Raw genomic sequence first — 19504 nt, forward strand, 5'->3', positions numbered from 1 at the left:
ATTTAAATAATCCCTTGTTTGCACCTTAGGCCTTTACTAAATTAGCAAAAAAACTAAAAAGTTTGTGGCGTAAGCTCTAAAATTTCGCTGGCTTCTTTTATATTTAAATTCATCTCCCTTTCCCCTTCTAGTAAAGTATCAAAAGTATATTTTCAAACAGTTTAAAAAACTACATGCAATTTACATTATTATACATTAGTTTTTGTAAATATTAATTGTTTAGCTTTTTATATAATAAGTTTTTTCAAGCGCACAAATATTTCTCCATAAAAAAGGAATATGGGTAATAATACTTTTTTATGGAGAATACACAATCTTGAAAATGGAGCTACTACGTTAAACGTCCTATGGAGTTCCTATTGTATCTCCACATAAACTCCAGATAGTAAGGCTATAATGACTACCAGAGGTGATATTATGAAAAACTATCATATTCTCGTGGTAGAGGACGATCAAGAAATTCAGGAATTAATTAAACAATTTTTAATGACACAGCATTATACAGTGGTAGTCGCTTCAGATGGACTAGAGGGTATGACACAATTTAATAAGCAATCATTTGATTTAATTCTTCTAGATGTCATGATGCCCAATCTTAATGGGTTTGAAGTTTCTAAAATGATTCGAAGTCAGTCAAACGTACCAATTATTATGCTAACTGCGTTGGAAGAAGAGGAAGATCAAATGAAAGGATTCGACCTTGGGATCGATGACTATATAACAAAGCCCTTTTCATTTCATGTTTTGATTAGACGAGTCGAAGCTGTACTTAGAAGAAGTTATGATAAAAATGTAAATAATCATTTGATATTTAAAGAAGTGCGTATTGATGTGGATGCATATAGAGTATATGTAAATGACGTTGAAATTATATTAACGACAAAAGAGTTTGAAATTCTACAACTACTATTTCAAAATGAGAGAAAAGTACTCACAAGAGAAAATATCGTTGAAAAGGCTTGGGGTTACGATTATTTTGGAGAAACACGAATAATTGATACACATATTAAAAACCTACGCAAAAAATTAGCTATCCCTTATATTAAAACAATAAAGGGTATTGGATATAAAATTGATGAATAGTATTGTGAAACTCATGAAAATGAAGCAAATTACTTATAAACTCTTTATGACTACATCTCTCATTTTATTATCCTTTGCAGTATTGATTTATTTAACTTTATACTTCTTTCTTCCGACGTTTTATGAGCAATATAAAACAGATCAACTTCAAACAGGGATAAACGAAATCATTGATAAGTCTAAAAATCTTACGTTTCAAGATGCGATACCACTTTTTGATGAATACGCCAAAAAAAATAATGCGATGCTTTATCTTCAAAATAAAGAAGGAGTAATTATTTACTCTCCTTCATTTTCTTTTATTCAAAGTGGTACGCAAAAAACAGTAGTTACTAAAGCAACACGATTCGAGAATGCAAGTACCCTTAGCAATTCATATAACGTTACGAAACCAATTCAATTTCAAGATGGTAGTTTAACGCTTGTAGTGTTTGCTACATTTCAACCGATTGATGAAGCTTCACAGGTTTTAGTACGCTTTCTCCCCTATATTAGTATCATTGTGCTCGTTATTGGTATAGGAAGTGCTTATTTTTATTCCAGGTTTATTACAAAGCCACTTATTTATATTAATGAAGGTGCACAAAAGATGGCAAATTTAGATTTCTCCGAAAAAATTGAGGTTCGCTCTACAGATGAGTTAGGAGAATTATCTAATAGTTTGAATGACATGTCTATTAACTTGCAACAAGCTATGTTTGATTTAAAAAAAGCAAATGAACAATTAAAAAATGATATTGAAAAAGAAAGAGAAATAGAAACAAAACGCAGAGAGTTTTTTGCGATTGTAGCACATGAATTAAAGTCCCCTCTTACTGTAATGAAAGGATACTTAGAAGGAATGATATACAATATTGGCCCTTATCAAAATCGCGATCAATATTTAAAGAAGAATCATCAAATTATTGAAAGTATGGAACAATTAGTTCGTGAAATTTTAAGCGTATCGAAATTAGAACAACACACCTTCAAACTAAAAGTAGAGGAAGTTAATCTTTCAAAGTTAATAGGTACAATCACAAAAGATCTCGAATTTTTTGCTTCTCAAAAAAGCATTGAAATAATAAAAGAAATTGATTCTGACCTTTCTATTTATACCGATTGTGCTCTTTTAGAAAAAGCATGTAAAAATATTATTCACAATGCGGTTATGTATTCACCACATAATGAAAAAGTCTATATAAAGTTAAGTGAGGATTCGAAACAAGGTCAAATCGAAATGCAAATTATAAATACAGGTGTCAATATTAAAGATGAAGATTTACAACAAATTTTCAAACCATTTTATCGAATTGAAAAATCAAGAAATCGAAATACTGGAGGAAATGGTTTAGGGCTATATATTGTTAAGCAAATTCTTGAAACGCTAGATATAAAGTATTCAATAAAAAATATGGAATATAGTGTGCAATTTTACATGAGTATTCCATTATCTAAACATAAAAACAAACAACCTCTCCTTTAAATAGGACGAGTTTGTTTGTTTTTGTAGTAAGTATAAATTTATTAACAGGTTTTTCACTTAATGGACAAATGCTGCTTCTTAAATGGCGATTATCATAAGTAGTGACAAACTGTATTCAATTTACATATTTATCTTCTACTATAATAGCAAAAAAACGAAATTCCGCTTAACAGCAAATTAGATTCTCTTATTCGAGATGCATTTCATCTATGAAGATGAAAAGGAAGATGAAAAATGCATATTTCCCTCCATTTTTCAGATTAATTTAGAATTCTTTTATGATAAGCTATATGTAAAGATTAAATATAAAACATAAAGGATGATTCATATGCAAATAAGACCAGAGGTAAGTGAATATAACTCCTATTATGCAACGTATACCAACTTGGTATCAGACGGAAATATCATACATATTCTAGAACAACAAATGAAGGAAACAAATCTTTTATTAAAGGGAATTTCTGATAGTGAGGGACTTTTCCGGTATGCTCCTACTAAATGGAGTATAAAAGAAGTAATCGGTCATATAGCAGATACAGAACGGATTATGGCGTATCGATTGCTATCAATCGCTCGAGGCGAGACAGCAGAACTTCCAGGCTATAATGATGATATGTATGTTCTTAGAGCTGGTTTTGATAAGCAATCTATGCAAAATCTTCTTGAGAATTTAATAGTTGTTCGCCAATCTACCTTGTATTTACTTAGAAGCTTAGATAAAGAAGCTTGGTCACAAAGAGGAAATGCGAATAATTCTGAAGTTACAGTTCGTGCATTAGCATACATCATTGCTGGTCATGAGCTTCATCACCTTCAAATTATAAAAGAACGTTACCTTGGTTCTGATTTATATCCAGCAACTTAATATTTGAAGAAAAAGAGTCCTATTTATGTAGTGCTCTTTTTCAGTATTTATAACGGATTAGCGCTTAGAACCATGGCAATTAAATGCATTTATTTATAAAATTCACCACATAATATTTATGCTATCCCCTCTTATTCTGTACATAATTTTCTTTAGGCTGATATACTATAAACGCAATAGTTCTGGAAAGGTGATGATAGTATGTATGAACAACAAAATAATAGAGATAGAGATCAAAAAATGATGTTTTCTATGCAGGGAGTTCCCTCAAATAAAATTAACATGAATCAATTACCTAAATGGATTAGAAATTTTGGCTATTGTGCGTTTGGTTGGATAATAGTATTTAGTTTAATTATGATTGTAGGTTTAATTCTGCAATAACTATACAGAGTAGGTAAACGGGACGATATTTAGGTCATACATCTAGGTAATGTCCCGTTTTTTATGTGTGATTATCCCATGATATAGGCAACCAATTATAATAAAAAGAACCTGTAGAATATCCTACAAGTTCTTTTTATTATATTATTAAAACGGGAACAACAAACTATTTTAACATTCAGTACAGGGAGACCATTTTGATTATGGCTTGATTTTATTATAAATCAAATATAAGCTTTTGAAAGGTCTAGATTTTGAAAATTATGTGAATTGAAAAGCTACGATGTTTATATTAGATTTCATTTACGACCAACTTCTTCTTACTTAAATACACTGCACGATCTGATTTTTTAGCAACCTCCTGTGAGTGCGTCACAACAATAATGCATTTATTCTCTTTATGTGCAAGTTCTTGAAATAGTTCTATTATATCCATTGCAGTTTCCTCGTCGAGGTTTCCTGTCGGCTCATCTGCAATCAGTAAATCAACATTACAAGATAGTGCTCGAGCAATTGCTACACGCTGTTGTTGTCCACCGCTTAGTTGCAGGACGTTTCGTTTCGCTTCAACTTCTGTGAGTCCTACCCTTTCTAACAATTCTAATGCTCTTGCTGTTTTATTTTGCACTTTAACACCTGTAATTTCCATTGCTGTTAAGACATTTTGAAGAGCTGTCATATAGGTTATTAAGTTATAAGATTGGAAAATTACAGATACATTTTGATTACGGTATCGATCCAAACCAATTTTTCTAATATCTTTGCCATTATACAGTACATAACCATTTTTAGGGACATCTAGTCCACAACCTAAGCTTAGAGTTGTGGTTTTACCAGATCCAGATGGTCCTAAAATCGTGTAGAAATGTCCTTTTTGAAAAGAAAAGTTAACATTTTCTAGTATCGCTACATTTTTTCCATTACTTTCATAATAATAATCCAAATTTTTAAACTGTAAAATTGTCTCCATATCGAGCCTCCTCATTCATCTTTTAAAAGAATTTGTTTTGGGTTTAAACGTAGAATAGATAATGCCGGAAGAAGCGTTGCTATTATAGCAATAGCTAGTCCAATTCCACCCATTTTCCCTACATCTTCTCCTGTTACACTTACATCAATTTTATCAATTGGATCTTCTTTTTGATTTTGTAGAGTACCACCAGGTCCAGCCATCATTACAGTACCATGTTGCGAGGTATCTGTTTCTTCGCTTGCAGTAGCAATTTCATTCGAAAGTAAATTATCCCCGATATATTGAGAAACTTTAGCTCCTGTTGTTATAGATAATCCAAATGCTAAAATAGCGACACATACTACTTCTACTACGAACTGTGCCATCAGTTTCCACTTTTTCTCTCCAATGGACAATAGAATCCCCATTTCCTTACGACGTCCTTTAATTGATAGCATAATAATTAATCCTAAAATAATCGCACCTGCAATCGATACAATATAAATAATCATTTGAGAAGTCGAAGAGATATTTTCGATAGGACCAATCATTTGCTTGTACAATGAATCATGCGCATCTAATTTATAATAATTAAAATCAATATTAGATTTTTTTGCTTCTTTTTTAAATGCATCAATATATTGTGGATCATTCAAGAAATACACGACTTGAACACTATTTATACCTTGGTCTACTTCTAATTTTTTCATAGTTGAATGCGGCATATATAGTTTATTAGCTGGATCCATAATAGGAGGAGCCTGTTGACCCATTGCTTGCTCATTTGTTTCGTAAATACCGATAATTTCAACTTCAAGGGTTTCCTTCTTATCCCCTGATTGCACTTTAACTTTGTCTCCTAATTTCAAATTGTTTAATTCCGCTAATCGTTTTTCCATTAAAGCTACATTCTGATCCTTCATTTGCTCTGTTATTGGTTTTCCATCAATGATTTTACTTTTTCCGTTTTTAAAGCTTTCTTGTAATGCAGTCTTGCGAACTCCCTCAATCATAAAAGAAGCATTCATATCTATTTCTGTACCAGAGCTTGAACCGCCTCGCGCAGCCGTCATTCCCACTTTACCTTTTCCTTCTTCTTCTCCTTCTGAAGCTCCTACTAGTTTAAGCCCATCAGAAATACCGAAAGTGTTAGCTATGTAATTATAATCTTTTACATACTTGGACTTCGCTAATTGATCTGTTTCTTTTGCATCGAGCTGCGGCGGATTTGGCATTTCTCCAGTTTCCTTAGCTTTTTGACCTATTTTGTCGAAATCAAGACCTAAAGTAACATCTGCACCAAGTTTTTTTCTTGCAGCATCCGCTGCTTTTTTTGATGCATTTTGGATTGTGAAACCTGAAAGAACCAAATTTGTAACAATCAGAAAAACTGCCATCAAAATTAATGATGTTCCTATCCTTTTTTTCATACTGAGAATCGCTCGTTTCATAAAATTCATTTTTCTTACCTCCTTGATAACTTGTATTCTATATAGGTTATCTAGAGTTTATATGGAGCTAATCGGTAGTTTAACTAGAGATATAAGGAGTTTATGTGTAGTTATTCATTTACCTGTTCAAGAAAAACTAGAACACAAATTCAAAAATGCAGTCGTTTTTGAATATTGGTAAGGAGTTAGTCAATTTAAGAGATTTATAGAAAAGAGAGGTTAAGCTTAATTTAATGTATATAATATAAAAAAATATTTATTGTATAATTTCTATACAATAAATATAGAGAAGCTATTTGTGAATATCTAGATGGGAATTGTTAAGTTCCTCATAGAAATTACATCTTTTAATAAGAAAAGAAACAAGTTAACATTCTTCTTAAATTTTAATATAAATTATTTATAGTTTTATTTTATTGTAAGATTTATAATATAATATACAAATTTATCACCTATTTTTATAATTCAAGCACCTACTATTAGGAAAAGGAAATATTTCCCAATTAATTTAAAACATAAATTTTGTCTATGTTTTAAACAATATGTATTTTGGAGGAGGTTAATTTGATTTTTTCAAAACTCATTGATCGGTACGCCTTATATGATTTACACAAAAAAAGAAGTGTAGCGTTTCAGTTTACTTCCCTTTCTAACACTTCATTAGATATAAAGAACATAGAATCTTTTTATAAAGTAAAACCATCACATTTTCATTTTGACATTAAGCATTCAAAGCAGGAAAATGAATACATGGTTGGGCAATTCAACTATAAAAGTTCGGTTCAATCCGGTGATTCACACAACGACTCTGTAACTGGGGAATTATTCTTACATAAAAATGAAAATGCACCTCATGTTATCTTTGTTCACGGTTGGAGAATGGATTCTAACGAACGTGTGAAAAAAATATTCCACGATCATATGACCAGCCTGAAGTGGAATATGTATTATTTCACTCTACCCTATCATTTTGAAAGAAAACCCGATCAATCCTTATTCAGTGGAGAGTATATGGTAAGTGCAAATATTGAACGAACATTACAAGCAACTAGACAAGCGGTAGCTGATTTACGAGCTTTGATTAAATGGATTAAAGCAAATAAAAAGGGGCCCCTGATTCTAATAGGAATTAGTTTAGGCGGATTTATTACTAACTTAACCTCTCTTGTTGAAGAAGAGATTGATGTGTTAGCATCCATTTTCTATGCAAATCGACTTTCTTATTCTATTTGGAATACAACTCCAGGTAAATTTATTAGAGAAGACTTGGAACATCATGGTGTTACGTATGATGATTTAATAGATTATTGGAAAATCACTGAACCGAGTCAAGCATTACCAAAAGTACAAAAAGAAAATATTTTATTAATTTCAGGTAAGCACGATCTATATGTGCATTCTGAGGATACAGACTACTTGTGGGAAGCTTGGGAAAAACCTACACGATATATTTATACATGCGGGCATGCCGGGATCGTTCTTAAACGTAAAAAAATTGCAACTGATACTATCAATTTTATTCAAAATCGATTGAACGCCCCGCACTTATCCAATGCCATGCCTTAAATCGCGAGATTACTAAGTACAAAATCTTATACTTATATTGTTATATTTTTTACTAGTCACCTTTGTAAATCTTAGCCCCAAGCCTTACACGATTGAAAATGAAATAAAGTAAATAACTAAAGAACTAATTTACCATATGGAAAAACATTGCTCAGCATTTTCACCAGTGGTCCCTGTATATGCAATATTACATACAAAAATATTTATTTATTACGTTATTTATTTAAAAATAAATTATTCATCCATTAATCTATACCATCCTTATTTACATTTATGGATACCCTAATTACATATGAAAAAGAGAGAAGAACATTGGTTAGTTCTTCTCTTTTTGTTTATTTTTAAGGTAACTATCTATAAAATTTTGCTTTTCATAATTCTTCATGAGTCTAGAAAATAAATTTTTCTAATGTACATAATTACAACGACATTAAAACACTTTGCTCTTAAATCTGCTACTTGTATTATTAATTGCATGAAACTCCTTCTTGAGAAAGGTTTTAATTTCCGAATATTCTGTTGACCGTTATAACATATCCAATTTACAATTTAATTGTGGTGTTCTTTCACAATTAAACTACTTAGGATACACTTCGTTTATTTGAAAACAATTACAAATAGAGGTGCTAAAATGAAAACTAGAGTAAATCCAGAATTATTACAAGGGTTAGAGATGTTTCCGGATCTCGATTTACGCCCAGAAAATTTGCAATCAATCAGAGAAGGAATAGCTCAAATGAGACCACCTACCGTTGTTGATGACTCCCTTTCTTTAACAGATAAAGTCATTGCTGGGCCTGATGATAATCCGTTACCATTACGAATTTATCGTCCAAAATCAAATCATGAATCTTTACCTGTCTTATTATGGATACATGGTGGAGGTTATATCTTAGGGTCTATAGATGATAACGATGATACTTGTATGAGGTTTGCAAAAGAAGCTAGCTGTGTGGTCGTGTCTGTAGACTACCGCTTAGCACCTGAACACCCTTACCCAGCACCAATTGAGGATTGTTATTCAGCTTTAAAATGGATTGCTGATAATGCAAAGTCATTAAACATTGATTCGAATCGAATTGGGGTTGCAGGAGTAAGCGCTGGCGGTGGACTAACAGCAGCATTATCATTATTAGCCCGAGATCGAAAATATCCTTCAATTTGTTTACAAATGCCACTATATCCAATGATTGATGACAGAAATGATACACCTTCAGCGAATGAAATTAAAGAGGGATTTGTTTGGAACCAAAAGGCAAATGAAGCTGGTTGGAAAATGTATTTAGGAGAAATGTATGGAACGGATCAAATCCCTGCCTATGCAGCACCTTCTCGAGCTGAGGATTATAGTGACTTACCGTATACTTACACATTTGTTGGTCAATTAGATCCATTCCGCAGCGAAACATTAACCTATGTAAGCAAACTAGCACAAGCTGGTGTTGATGTGGAGTTTCATTTATATCCAAATGCCTATCACTGGTTTGAAGGGTTAAATCCAAATGCCGATGTATCTATTTATGCTGTGAACGAAATAGTACAAGCAATAAAGACTGGTTTCAAACGAGTATCCAAGGTTGAGGCTTAATCCCATTACAAGAGAAACACTTATAAATAGTATATATGTATTTATCGTTTAAATATAATAGCCGATTCTAAATAAGAATCGGCTATTAATATGTAAAATCCGCCTAATATATCAAGGTTGAGAAACAGATATAAGATGTTTAGGCGATGTGTTTATTTCTTCTGCTAATGCTTTTATGTTCATCATGATTTGAAGTATTTCTTCTTTTGTTGTTCTTGGGTTGATAGAGCAAAGTCGAATTACTACTTTTTCTTTTAATTTAGTCGTACTTAGCATAGCAAATCCTCTTTGATTAATTTCTTCCACCAATTTTTTGTTTATTTCATGAATTGTATCTGTAGATGTTAGCTCACATGGAATATAACGAAAAGTAACAATTCCTAATTGGGCAGGTGTTACTACTTCCCAATCTTTTTCTTTCCTTAAAAACTCTTCAACTTGTTCAGCTAGCATAATGCCATGATCAATTGCCTCACGAAAAGCTGTAACTCCGAATGCTTTAAAAGAAAGCCATACCTTTAATGCTCTAAATCTACGAGAAAGTTCAATTCCACGCTCCCCAAAATTCACTTTTTCTTCTATATTAGTTTCTGTATCCTTAATATACTCTGGAATCATACGGAATGTTTCACTTAAATATTGGCTATTTCGAATAAGTACACAACCAACATCATAAGGCTGAAAAAGCCATTTATGCGGGTCTAACGTTAAAGAATCGGCACGATGAATTCCACTTAATAACTCCCTTCCTTTTTCACTGAGAATTGCTGCAGCCCCATAAGCTCCATCCACGTGTAGCCATATATCTTCATCACCACATACATCAGCCAATTCATCGAGGGAGTCCACCGCTCCGCAATTCGTTGTCCCTGCATTAGCAATAACACAGAATGGTTTTTTCCCTTTTAATCGATCTTCTTTTATTTGTTTTCTTAAAGTACTAACTGAAATTTTTAAATCTTCATCTGTCTCAATTCGGCAAATTTGATGCTGTTTAAAACCTAATACTTTAAGTGCTCGATCTACAGAAAAATGAGTTTGGTTAGAAAAATAAACAATCGTATTTTCTATGTCATTATTCAGCTTGACCTGTCTCGCTACAGTAAGTGCAGTCAAATTAGCCATGGAACCACCACTGACAAATAGTCCTTCAGCTGAATCAGGGAATCCTAGCATTGATTTTAACCAGTTAATTGTTGTTAATTCAATTTGTTCGGCACCTGCACCTACTATCCAAGCTGTAGGAAATACATTAAACCCACTTGCTAAAAAATCTGCTAATACACTAACATAATTATTAGGACCTGGCACAAAAGCCATAAAATGAGGATGATCCACATGAGTAATTTGATTAAACACATTGTTATTAAGAAAATGAAGTAATTCCTTTGGATTAGATCCGTTTTCCGGAATCATTTCAATTAGCTTTTCTCTAAAAATATTACTATCAATCGTTTCTGAAACTGGTTTACTTTTTAAATGATTCATATGATCAACAATCAAGTCAACCGCTTGATATCCTAACTGACGCATCTCTTCGGCTGATAACTGCAAGTTTTTTGTCATTTGATTTACTCCTATTCTATTTAAAAAGGCGAGTTCTTGCTCGCCTTTTCATTTTTTATAATTTGTAATCACCAATTGCTTGTATTGGATTTTGAAGAATCATGTTGATTAATCCATGGATGTGATTTAATATTTCCTGTATTTTCTCTGCTTCATATACCGTTTGATCAAATCCAAACTTTATTGTAAGTTTTTCTTCAGGGAAGCACATAATTCCATACTTTACATGTGGCTCATCAACAACTTCGTAATCCGTGATAGCAAAATGTCTGTTCTCATTTGAAGAAAAGATTGCTGGATTAGTTGGATAGTTTTCAAAAACCCAAAGATGGTCAGTCAACTCAGTTTTTAATTCACTTTGCTTTTGTATATCAACAAATGAATAGTATGCATACTCATTACATTTCAATGTCTCTAGTTGTACCTTTTGCAGAAAATCCACAAAAGATTGCGTTTCTGTCCATGCTAATCGGATCGGCAAAACATTTGTGAACAGACCGAACATATTTTCAATTCCTTCTACTTCGGGAGGTCTGACTGATACTAGATTAGGCAATACTACTTCTCTCGTTCCGTTAAATTTGCCAAGCAATATTCCCCATACAGCTAGTAATGCCGTATTCATAGTTATATTATTTTTAGTTACAAATGTCTGTAACTGATTAGTCAAATCCTTGTCTAATGTTAAATCCATAAAAGTGAAGTTTAACCCTTCACTTTTAGATGGGACTTTCTTTTTAGGAATACTAATTTTCTGATTGTATCCTGATAAATAATCTCGCCAAAAATGACGTGCTTTCTCATGATCTTGTGCCAAAGTCCAATCTATGAATGTTTCAAAAGGTTTTACCATAGGTAACTCCGCCGTAGTTCCCGCATTTGTATTTTCGTAGAGCTGGAATAATTCGTCTATCAAAATGCTGACGCTCCAACCATCACATAATAGATGATGGGAACTCCAAATTACCTTATGCTCGTTATTACCTAGTTGGAATATACAGAGACGGGTCATAAGTTCACCATTTTTAAATCCTTGACTTAAATTTTCATTCATCCACTGATCTAGGAATTCTTGCTGTTCTTGTTTCGTCATCTCAATTAAGTTTTTTATTTCTGAATTTATTTGAACATCATATAGAACAGCTTGCCAAGGTTTTGCTTGTTCATCTTGCACAATTATTGTTCTTAAAGAATCATGACGATCAACTAATTGTTGGAAACACTGAATAAAGAGTTTAATATCCAGCTCCCCCTCAAGTGCCCAAATTGTTTGTTCAAAATATGCATTTGTATCAGGTTCATTCGTAGCGTGCTCATAAATAACTTCCTGGAAAGGTGCTAACGGATAAATACGTTCTATTTTTATATCCGGCATTTTTTCTTGTATTTTGGTAAGTGTATGTTGATTAAGTTGTTTATCTTTAACATTTAGTAATATAGCTTTATTATCGTTCATTATATTTACATCATTTGTTTGTGAACTTGAAAACTGGTCTAGCTTTTTAACAAATTGAACCATGTCCCTTAATATAGGAAATGAAAATAGATTTTTTGGTTCAAGCTCGAATCCTTGTCGATACAGTCTAACGGACACTTGAATCGCTTTTATCGAATCTCCACCTAAGGCGAAGAAATGATCATTTACTCCAACTTGATCTATTTTGAGTACTTCTTGCCAAATACTAGTTAATATTTTTTCCATTTCAGTTTTTGGGGCAATAAATACTTCATTTTTTTGTTTCTCCGGAGTAGGAAGCGCTTTTCTATCTAATTTCCCGTTTGGAGTCAGGGGTAATTGTTCCAAATAAACAAAATAAGAAGGAATCATATAATCTGGCAAGTGATCTCGCAAATGCTTTCGTAGTTCTGTTGTACTAATATTTTGCTCAGTTACCACATATGCAACTAAAAATTTTATTCCGTTCTCATCTGTTTGATCAATTACGACAGTATGTTCGACTTGTTTATAAGTTAGAAGACAATGAGAGATTTCTTCTAACTCTACTCGATATCCCTGAATTTTCACTTGGTAATCTTGGCGGCCTAAAAATTCAATATATCCCTCAGAATGCATTTTTCCACAATCTCCTGTTTTATATATAAGACCAAAATCAGGATGTGACACAAACGCTTCATTTGTTTTCTTTTCATCATTTAAATATCCTTTAGCAAGGCCCACTCCCCCGATATATAAATCTCCAATTACACCAACAGGGCACATTTTCTTTTCATAGTTCAACACATAATACGTTTGGTTTGCCAAGGGCATCCCGTATGGAATACTATTCCAATGTGATTCCACCTGTTTGACCGGATAATAAATTGACCAAATCGATGCTTCTGTTGCCCCTCCTAGTGAAACTACTTCTGCAATCGGAAAATGTCTTTTTATTTTTTCTGGTAAAGAAAGCGGAATCCAATCTCCACTATGTAAAACTAAACGTAAAGAAGGATATTCAAAATGAGAACCTACTTGATCCAATGCCAAATCCATGATTGCAGGCACTGTATTCCAAATTGTAATCCCTCTACGTTCAACAGTGCGGATTAATTCTTGCATGTCTCTCGGATCACGAATCATTACTAACATTGCACCTGTGCTTAAAGCTCCGAAAATATCGTATACAGATAGGTCAAAACACATGGAAGAAATACCAATAATACGATCATCTTCATTCACCTCATATTTTTGATTTATGTCTTGAATAGTATTTGTAACCGCTTGGTGAGTAATAATTACTCCTTTTGGTTTTCCTGTACTTCCTGAAGTGTATATAATATAGGCAATATCTTCTGAACCAGCAATAGCGGGCATATCTTCTGTTGTATAAAATGACAAATGATTTTCTTCATAAAGACTAGGTTCTAATAAAAGCTTACATGAGCTATTTTTTAAAATATATGTTTGGCGATCTAAAGGATGATCGGGATCAATCGGAACATAAGCGGCACCTGATTTTAAAATACCTAACATATTAACAATTGTGTCAACTCGCCTTTTTGCTAAAAGACCCACTTTGTCACCTAGACCAATACCTTGCTCTTTTAAGAAGTGGGCAATTTGATTAGAACGTTTATGAAGTTCCGAGTATGTTAACCATTCTTGTTCAAATACCACTGCTACTTCATCCGGCGTACGTTTTACTTGGTCTGTAAATAATTGATACAGGGTAGTTGAAGGTATTTTTTCTGTTGTTTCATTGTATTGCTTAATTAGAGTTTGATCCGATTCTTTCATCTGCAAAGATGTTATATCGCTTTGTTTCACCAATTGTTCCAATAAGTCAACAAATTGGGAAAACATTGCTTCTATTACATCAACATCAAACAACTCTTCAACGTAGTTCCAGCTAATTAATAACTCTCCATTTTTTTCAATTACTACATTATCCAAATACACTTGTGGAGTCCGAGCATGAATATAGCGAAGAGAACCAAGTTGTTCCCAAGAGAAAGCACCTGCACCTGCTAACATCGAGGTGAAAACGATTGGCATAACTGCTTTTGGCGTCATTTGATGATATCGAGTAAAATCTCGAATAAAGTTAACTCCATCGTAATGACGATGTTCAAGGCCATCTAATAAAGTAGCTTGCGTTTCTTTTACTCTAGTAAAGAAAGTTTGCTCTGATTTTACATCAACATCCAATAAAATAAGTGATGTGAAATCTCCAACAATCTGTTCTACTTCATCATGAACAGGATAACGGTTAAATACAGTCAAGTTAATTGCTAATCGACGTTGATTACTCCAATATGCCAACACATCACCATATATTGTACAAAGTAGAGCGGAAGGCGTTACCTCTTTCTCTTGTGCTAACTTTCGTAGCTTTGTCCATTTTTTATTATCCAGGATTTTTGTAAGTGATTGGAATTTAGGAGTAGCAATCTCTGCTGGATCCTTTTTTAACAGCAAAGAAGGTGCAAAAGGAAAGTCAGGAAGCTTACTTGTCCAATAATCTTTTGCTGTTTTATATTCTTCGCTTTGTTCCATTTCATCATAGATAAACATATAATCTTGAAAATCAAAAGATAAAGATTCTAATTTTTGATTTGGTTTATAATAATAATGCAACAAATCCTGTCCAACAATGTTCATGCTTGCTCCGTCCATTAATAAAGCATCGTATCGAAAACATAATAAATACGTGTCTTCTTTTAAAAGAAAAGCTTTCAATTCAAACAAAGGCCATTGCCCCAAAGGGAATACATGGTTAGTCATTCGAGAACGCTCTTCTTGTAAGCGAGCATTTTGATTCCTATCATCTAAATCTATGAGACTCACTATTTCAATCTCGTAATCAGGAACGCTTTGTAATATTTGCTGTTTTCCCTCTGGTAAAATTACAGCTCGCAACATTGGATGACGATGAATTACCTTTTGAAAACTTTTTGAAAGACGATTGATATCCAATGCTGTTTCATATTCAAAATATGTTTGAGGTGAAATACCGCTTAATTCAAACTGTGAATTCCGTCCTATCATATACGCTGTCTGAACTTCTGTTAAGGAAAATGGCTTAGACAAATCTTTAACATGAGTTGGTCTACTTTCAAGGTTTTCCTCTTTATGCTCTAACTTTACACAAGAACTCAATTGAGCGATTGTGGGGTGCTTAAAAAAATCTGTTGTACTTATTTTTAAGCAGTCTTTTCTTAATAAATTAATTACCTGAAGTGCTTTAATAGATTCTCCTTTTAATGCAAAAAAATTATCATGAATACCGATTCCCTCAATCTCCATAACTTTTTCCCATGCACGCACTAATTTTTGTTCAATTTCATTGCGCGGAGCAACGTATGGAATTGATACATAATCCGTTTGTGTTATATCCAACAATCTTTTTCTATCTACTTTTCCATTTGGATTCAATGGAATCTCTTCTACCTGAATCATTTTTTCAGGAATCATAAACTCAGGTAGTTTATCACTTAAATATTTTCTGATTTCACCAAAAGACACCTTGTTATCCGATACATAGTAGGCAGCTAATAATTTCCTATTTCCATACACTTGATCAACAACGATAGCCTGGTTTATTTCTGGATATTCCCTTAATCGAGTTTCGATTTCTCTTAATTCAATCCGATACCCTCGAATTTTCACTTGATGATCCATTCGACCTAAATATTCAAGTTCTCCATTAGGCAACCAACGAACGAGATCACCTGTATGATACATCATTTCCCCTGCCGCAAAAGGACTCGGTACAAACTTTTCATCTGTCAGTTTATTTTTACCAAGATACCCTCGTGCTACCGCTACGCCAGCAATGCAGAGTTCACCGGGAATTCCAAATGGTTTTAATTGGCCATACTTATTCAATATATAGGAATGATAATTCGGGTTAGGTTTGCCAATCGTAACTTCTTTGGAAGTGCTCAAGTCTTTTACTGTTGCGCAAATGGTTGTTTCTGTGGGACCATAAATATTTAAAATTGTTGCTTCACTGATACAACGAATTTTTTCAACCAAATCAATGGAAAATGATTCTCCTGCTAATAAAATAGATTTTAAATCTTTTAGAAAATTTGCCCCTTCTGGATCACTCAAAATCACTTCCATTCGCGATGGCGTTGATTCCCATAAATCCACCTTATGTTTTTTGACTAAAAGAGCCAATTCTTTTGTTGCAAACTGGTCCTCTGTAGCAATTACTACTTTTGAACCTTGCGTTAAAGGAAGACATATTTCTAACAAGGAAATATCAAAAGATACACTAGCAAGAAACAAGAATGATTGATTAGCCTTTACTTTTTCTCTCATTACATTTAAAAAATGAACTAGCGATTTTTGTTCGATCATTACCCCTTTTGGATTTCCTGTCGATCCTGATGTGTAAATAACATAAGCCAAATCATTAGGATTATGTTCTCGTACTAAATTACTTTCTTCATCTTGGAAAAGATATTCTTTATCAAGATACAGTACTTCACCCGCAAATTGCGGCAATACTTCCTCTGTTCGCTTACTAAGTAAATATTTTGCTTGACTATCTTGTAACATATATTCAATTCGTTCAGTTGGGTAGTTAGGGTCGATTGGTAAATACGCTGCTCCTGCTTTTAAAATCCCCATCATACCAATAATCATTTCTAATGACCGATCTACCATAACGCCAATAATACTTTCTTTTGAAACACCTTTACTTTGAAGAATAGAAGCCAATTGATTCGCTTTCTTATTCAATTCTCTATATGTCAAAGATTGATCATTACAAACAACAGCAATTTGATCTGGAGTTTTTAATACTTGCGCTTCAAACAAATCTTGAAATGATTGAAACAAATCTATGCCCGTTTGAAAAGTATTCAATCCTTCTAACAACTCTTTTTCTTCTTCTGCAATAATACAAATATCTTTCAATGCCAAATTCGGATTTTGTGAAACTTGCTTTAAAACATAACAATACGAATTGGCAAACTGTTGCAAAGAAGAGAATGAACGGGACTTGCAAGAAATTTGAAATTCAAATTCATTATGTATTTCATTCCATTTTCTTCGTATCCATAGGACTAAATTATTCTCTGCGTATTCTTCTAGCGAATTTTCATTATGTAATCCTTCCATCCCGATTACAATTTGAAAAGGAGTTAAATTGTGTTTAACTAATAATTCAGAGAGCGGATACTCCTGATTTTCATACCCGATTAAAGTCGTTTGTTCAATCTCATTTACTAATTGTTTAAAGGTGTGATGCGGATGGATTTCACTTCCTAAAGGAATCAACTTATTAAGATTCTCACTTTGTTCAAGATTTTTTTCAATTATAGGAATACCAATAGTAATTCTTTCTTGATCTGTATAATGTGCCAAACAAACCCTTAAAGCGGCTTGAAACCAGCTAAATAATAATAAATCTTGAGACTTACTTATTTTTTGTATACTTTTACTAAATTCTACATTCACTATGACTTGAACGTACTCACAAGGTATTTCTTTATTTAGTTGGTAATCGCTATTAAATTTAAATACAGAAAAATCGAGAATCTCGGAAGATAATTGCTCCTTCCAAAACGCTTCTACTTCTTTACTTTCATGAATCGAACTTCGATCTTTAATGTGCATTTTTATCTTTATCCCCCTAATATTCATTTCTTCTACTCGTTAATTTTTAAGCCAACTTCAAGCCCATGGAGAAACACTTGATGATTATCCAAACATAAAAATTGCTGAATATCTTCAAATTTCATATGACCAACTGAACAAACCCCTAAATTTAATGTCTCAGCAACCATATTTAAGGTAGCAGTGATAATGCCTGACTCAATACAAGCAAATAAATATCCATCTGAACCGTATTTCGGGATGGAAGCGTTCGCATTATAAACCAAATAAACTGAGAAGGCAGATTGAGTAAATAAATCCTGATTAATTAACTCATGATCACTTTTGATTACTTGATCAATGCTATTTACAATCACAAGACTATTTTTTGATGGGTTATAATAATAAAATCCAGCTTTCATACCCTCTATACGTTTTGGTTTTACATAAACAAAGATATCAATGGGATAGAGCCCGCCTGCACTTGCGTAATGATAGTATATTTTTTCTTCCCTAACCTGTTTTAGAGTTGATAAGAATCGGGAAAATTCCGAAAAACTAATATGTTTTTCCATATCAAATTGACGACAAGATCTACGTTCCTTGATTATAGTAGGTAGCTCATTTGTTGTTTCAAGTTGAATTTCGGTCGACCGTGCAGCAACGTGCGTGCGATTTAATTGTTCACTCATATACTTATCTAACTTTTCTTTAGAAAAGCGAATCTGGTTGCTATATGGATTTGAAAAAATCTTTTCTTGTGAAGAAAATACTTCTCTTGGGTGTAATATGTTACTTACTAACACACGATTTTTTATCATGAGCTCTATGTTTTTGTGTGTCTCTTCTACATTTCCTAATGAAAAGCGCTCTACTAGTTCACTGATTTTCACACCTTTTTGAGCCATAAAATAAAAATCAGGAAACCACTCAGACAGAATACCTGTAAATCTCATTTCCCCGATTAAAACTTCATTATGCAACTTCTCCCAATGCTTAATCGGAGACCAGTAATAAATTTTCTCGCTCATATAACCCTCCATAAACGTTTAACTTATTTTTGAAATGCAATTTTCTAATCTACAAAATTTTTTTTAGATTCTGCTCCTTGTCTCATAGTGATTATAAATACATGCACTTTTACGAAACTTGAAAATAATGAAATAACTTTTTCTTCATTAAAATTTTTTATTTCATCATAAAAAATGATTTTTTTTTGGATATTTCACATCCTTTCCCATAGTAATCCTATAAGGTATAAACCATTTATAACATTGAGAATATTCATGTATTTCCAATGTGAAATTATTGTAATGGATTGGAGAGCGGTTGAATATAGTTATTAAATCAAATAATGTTGAGAAAGTTTTATTTATTATATCGATAAAATTTTATGATGTAATTTATTACAAATAGATTAAGAAAAGAGTTTTAAATTTTTCTTAATCAGTTAGTGTGAAAATATCACATACTATTACATACAATCGAGTTACTTACATTTCATATTCAAAATAGAGAAAAGACACCTTGAAT

General features: G+C 32.7%; 11 protein-coding genes. 6 read left to right on the top strand and 5 right to left on the bottom strand.

Annotated features, from left to right (window positions below):
* Positions 1 to 417: 417 nt before the first annotated feature.
* The 4 genes from ACTFRY_RS17320 to ACTFRY_RS17335 all read left to right on the top strand — a co-directional run bounded on the left by ACTFRY_RS17320 (position 418) and on the right by ACTFRY_RS17335 (position 3797).
* Positions 418 to 1083 carry a response regulator transcription factor gene (locus ACTFRY_RS17320; protein ID WP_098616631.1) on the top strand — a complete coding sequence of 222 codons (666 nt, stop codon included), beginning with the start codon at positions 418 to 420 and terminating at the stop codon, positions 1081 to 1083.
* On the top strand, positions 1076 to 2548 hold the full coding sequence (locus ACTFRY_RS17325; RefSeq protein WP_176545903.1) for a sensor histidine kinase: 1473 nt from the start codon (positions 1076 to 1078) through the stop codon (positions 2546 to 2548). The genes ACTFRY_RS17320 and ACTFRY_RS17325 overlap by 8 nt, the downstream gene beginning before the upstream one ends.
* Before the next feature lie 328 nt (positions 2549 to 2876).
* Entirely contained in the window at positions 2877 to 3413 is a 537-nt protein-coding gene (locus tag ACTFRY_RS17330; protein ID WP_001167106.1) for a DinB family protein, read from the top strand.
* A gap of 201 nt (positions 3414 to 3614) precedes the next feature.
* Complete coding sequence (locus tag ACTFRY_RS17335; RefSeq protein ID WP_098616632.1) at positions 3615 to 3797, top strand: hypothetical protein; 183 nt, start codon at positions 3615 to 3617, stop codon at positions 3795 to 3797.
* 292 nt (positions 3798 to 4089) lie between these two features.
* Here the strand turns inward: ACTFRY_RS17335 and ACTFRY_RS17340 are convergent, their stop codons facing one another.
* Both ACTFRY_RS17340 and ACTFRY_RS17345 read right to left on the bottom strand, forming a co-directional pair.
* Positions 4090 to 4767, bottom strand: a complete 678-nt coding sequence (locus ACTFRY_RS17340) for an ABC transporter ATP-binding protein (RefSeq protein WP_000447863.1) — start codon at positions 4765 to 4767, stop codon at positions 4090 to 4092.
* Positions 4768 to 4778: 11 nt separating this feature from the next.
* On the bottom strand, positions 4779 to 6209 hold the full coding sequence (locus ACTFRY_RS17345; RefSeq protein ID WP_016118036.1) for an ABC transporter permease: 1431 nt from the start codon (positions 6207 to 6209) through the stop codon (positions 4779 to 4781).
* A 555-nt stretch (positions 6210 to 6764) separates the two neighbouring features.
* Between ACTFRY_RS17345 and ACTFRY_RS17350 the strand changes: the two genes are divergently transcribed.
* Together ACTFRY_RS17350 and ACTFRY_RS17355 are read left to right on the top strand one after the other, a co-directional pair.
* The gene (locus ACTFRY_RS17350; RefSeq protein ID WP_098616633.1) at positions 6765 to 7766 is read left to right on the top strand and encodes an alpha/beta hydrolase; all 1002 of its coding nucleotides are present in this window, start codon (positions 6765 to 6767) and stop codon (positions 7764 to 7766) included.
* Positions 7767 to 8397: 631 nt separating this feature from the next.
* Complete coding sequence (locus ACTFRY_RS17355; RefSeq protein WP_016118038.1) at positions 8398 to 9354, top strand: alpha/beta hydrolase; 957 nt, start codon at positions 8398 to 8400, stop codon at positions 9352 to 9354.
* Between the two features lie 111 nt (positions 9355 to 9465).
* Here the strand turns inward: ACTFRY_RS17355 and ACTFRY_RS17360 are convergent, their stop codons facing one another.
* From ACTFRY_RS17360 to ACTFRY_RS17370, 3 genes are read right to left on the bottom strand one after another with little or no spacing between them, the layout of a single operon-like run.
* The gene (locus ACTFRY_RS17360) at positions 9466 to 10920 is read right to left on the bottom strand and encodes a pyridoxal phosphate-dependent decarboxylase family protein (RefSeq protein WP_098616634.1); all 1455 of its coding nucleotides are present in this window, start codon (positions 10918 to 10920) and stop codon (positions 9466 to 9468) included.
* A gap of 55 nt (positions 10921 to 10975) precedes the next feature.
* Positions 10976 to 17992 carry a non-ribosomal peptide synthetase gene (locus tag ACTFRY_RS17365; protein WP_141541467.1) on the bottom strand — a complete coding sequence of 2339 codons (7017 nt, stop codon included), beginning with the start codon at positions 17990 to 17992 and terminating at the stop codon, positions 10976 to 10978.
* A 32-nt stretch (positions 17993 to 18024) separates the two neighbouring features.
* Entirely contained in the window at positions 18025 to 19002 is a 978-nt protein-coding gene (locus ACTFRY_RS17370; protein ID WP_016110111.1) for a SagB/ThcOx family dehydrogenase, read from the bottom strand.
* Between the last annotated feature and the right edge of the window lie 502 nt (positions 19003 to 19504).

The sequence above is a fragment of the Bacillus cereus group sp. MYBK195-1 genome (genome assembly GCF_051916605.1).
GTDB lineage: Bacteria > Bacillota > Bacilli > Bacillales > Bacillaceae_G > Bacillus_A > Bacillus_A cereus.

What these genes read in the sequence shown, in the direction of transcription:
- ACTFRY_RS17320 (WP_098616631.1), top strand. Translation starts at nt 418, where the DNA reads ATGAAAAACTATCATATTCTCGTGGTAGAGGACGATCAAGAAATTCAG.
- ACTFRY_RS17325 (WP_176545903.1), top strand. Translation starts at nt 1,076, where the DNA reads ATGAATAGTATTGTGAAACTCATGAAAATGAAGCAAATTACTTATAAA.
- ACTFRY_RS17330 (WP_001167106.1), top strand. Translation starts at nt 2,877, where the DNA reads ATGCAAATAAGACCAGAGGTAAGTGAATATAACTCCTATTATGCAACG.
- ACTFRY_RS17335 (WP_098616632.1), top strand. Translation starts at nt 3,615, where the DNA reads ATGTATGAACAACAAAATAATAGAGATAGAGATCAAAAAATGATGTTT.
- ACTFRY_RS17340 (WP_000447863.1), bottom strand. Translation starts at nt 4,767, where the DNA reads ATGGAGACAATTTTACAGTTTAAAAATTTGGATTATTATTATGAAAGT.
- ACTFRY_RS17345 (WP_016118036.1), bottom strand. Translation starts at nt 6,209, where the DNA reads ATGAATTTTATGAAACGAGCGATTCTCAGTATGAAAAAAAGGATAGGA.
- ACTFRY_RS17355 (WP_016118038.1), top strand. Translation starts at nt 8,398, where the DNA reads ATGAAAACTAGAGTAAATCCAGAATTATTACAAGGGTTAGAGATGTTT.
- ACTFRY_RS17360 (WP_098616634.1), bottom strand. Translation starts at nt 10,920, where the DNA reads ATGACAAAAAACTTGCAGTTATCAGCCGAAGAGATGCGTCAGTTAGGA.
- ACTFRY_RS17365 (WP_141541467.1), bottom strand. Translation starts at nt 17,992, where the DNA reads ATGCACATTAAAGATCGAAGTTCGATTCATGAAAGTAAAGAAGTAGAA.
- ACTFRY_RS17370 (WP_016110111.1), bottom strand. Translation starts at nt 19,002, where the DNA reads ATGAGCGAGAAAATTTATTACTGGTCTCCGATTAAGCATTGGGAGAAG.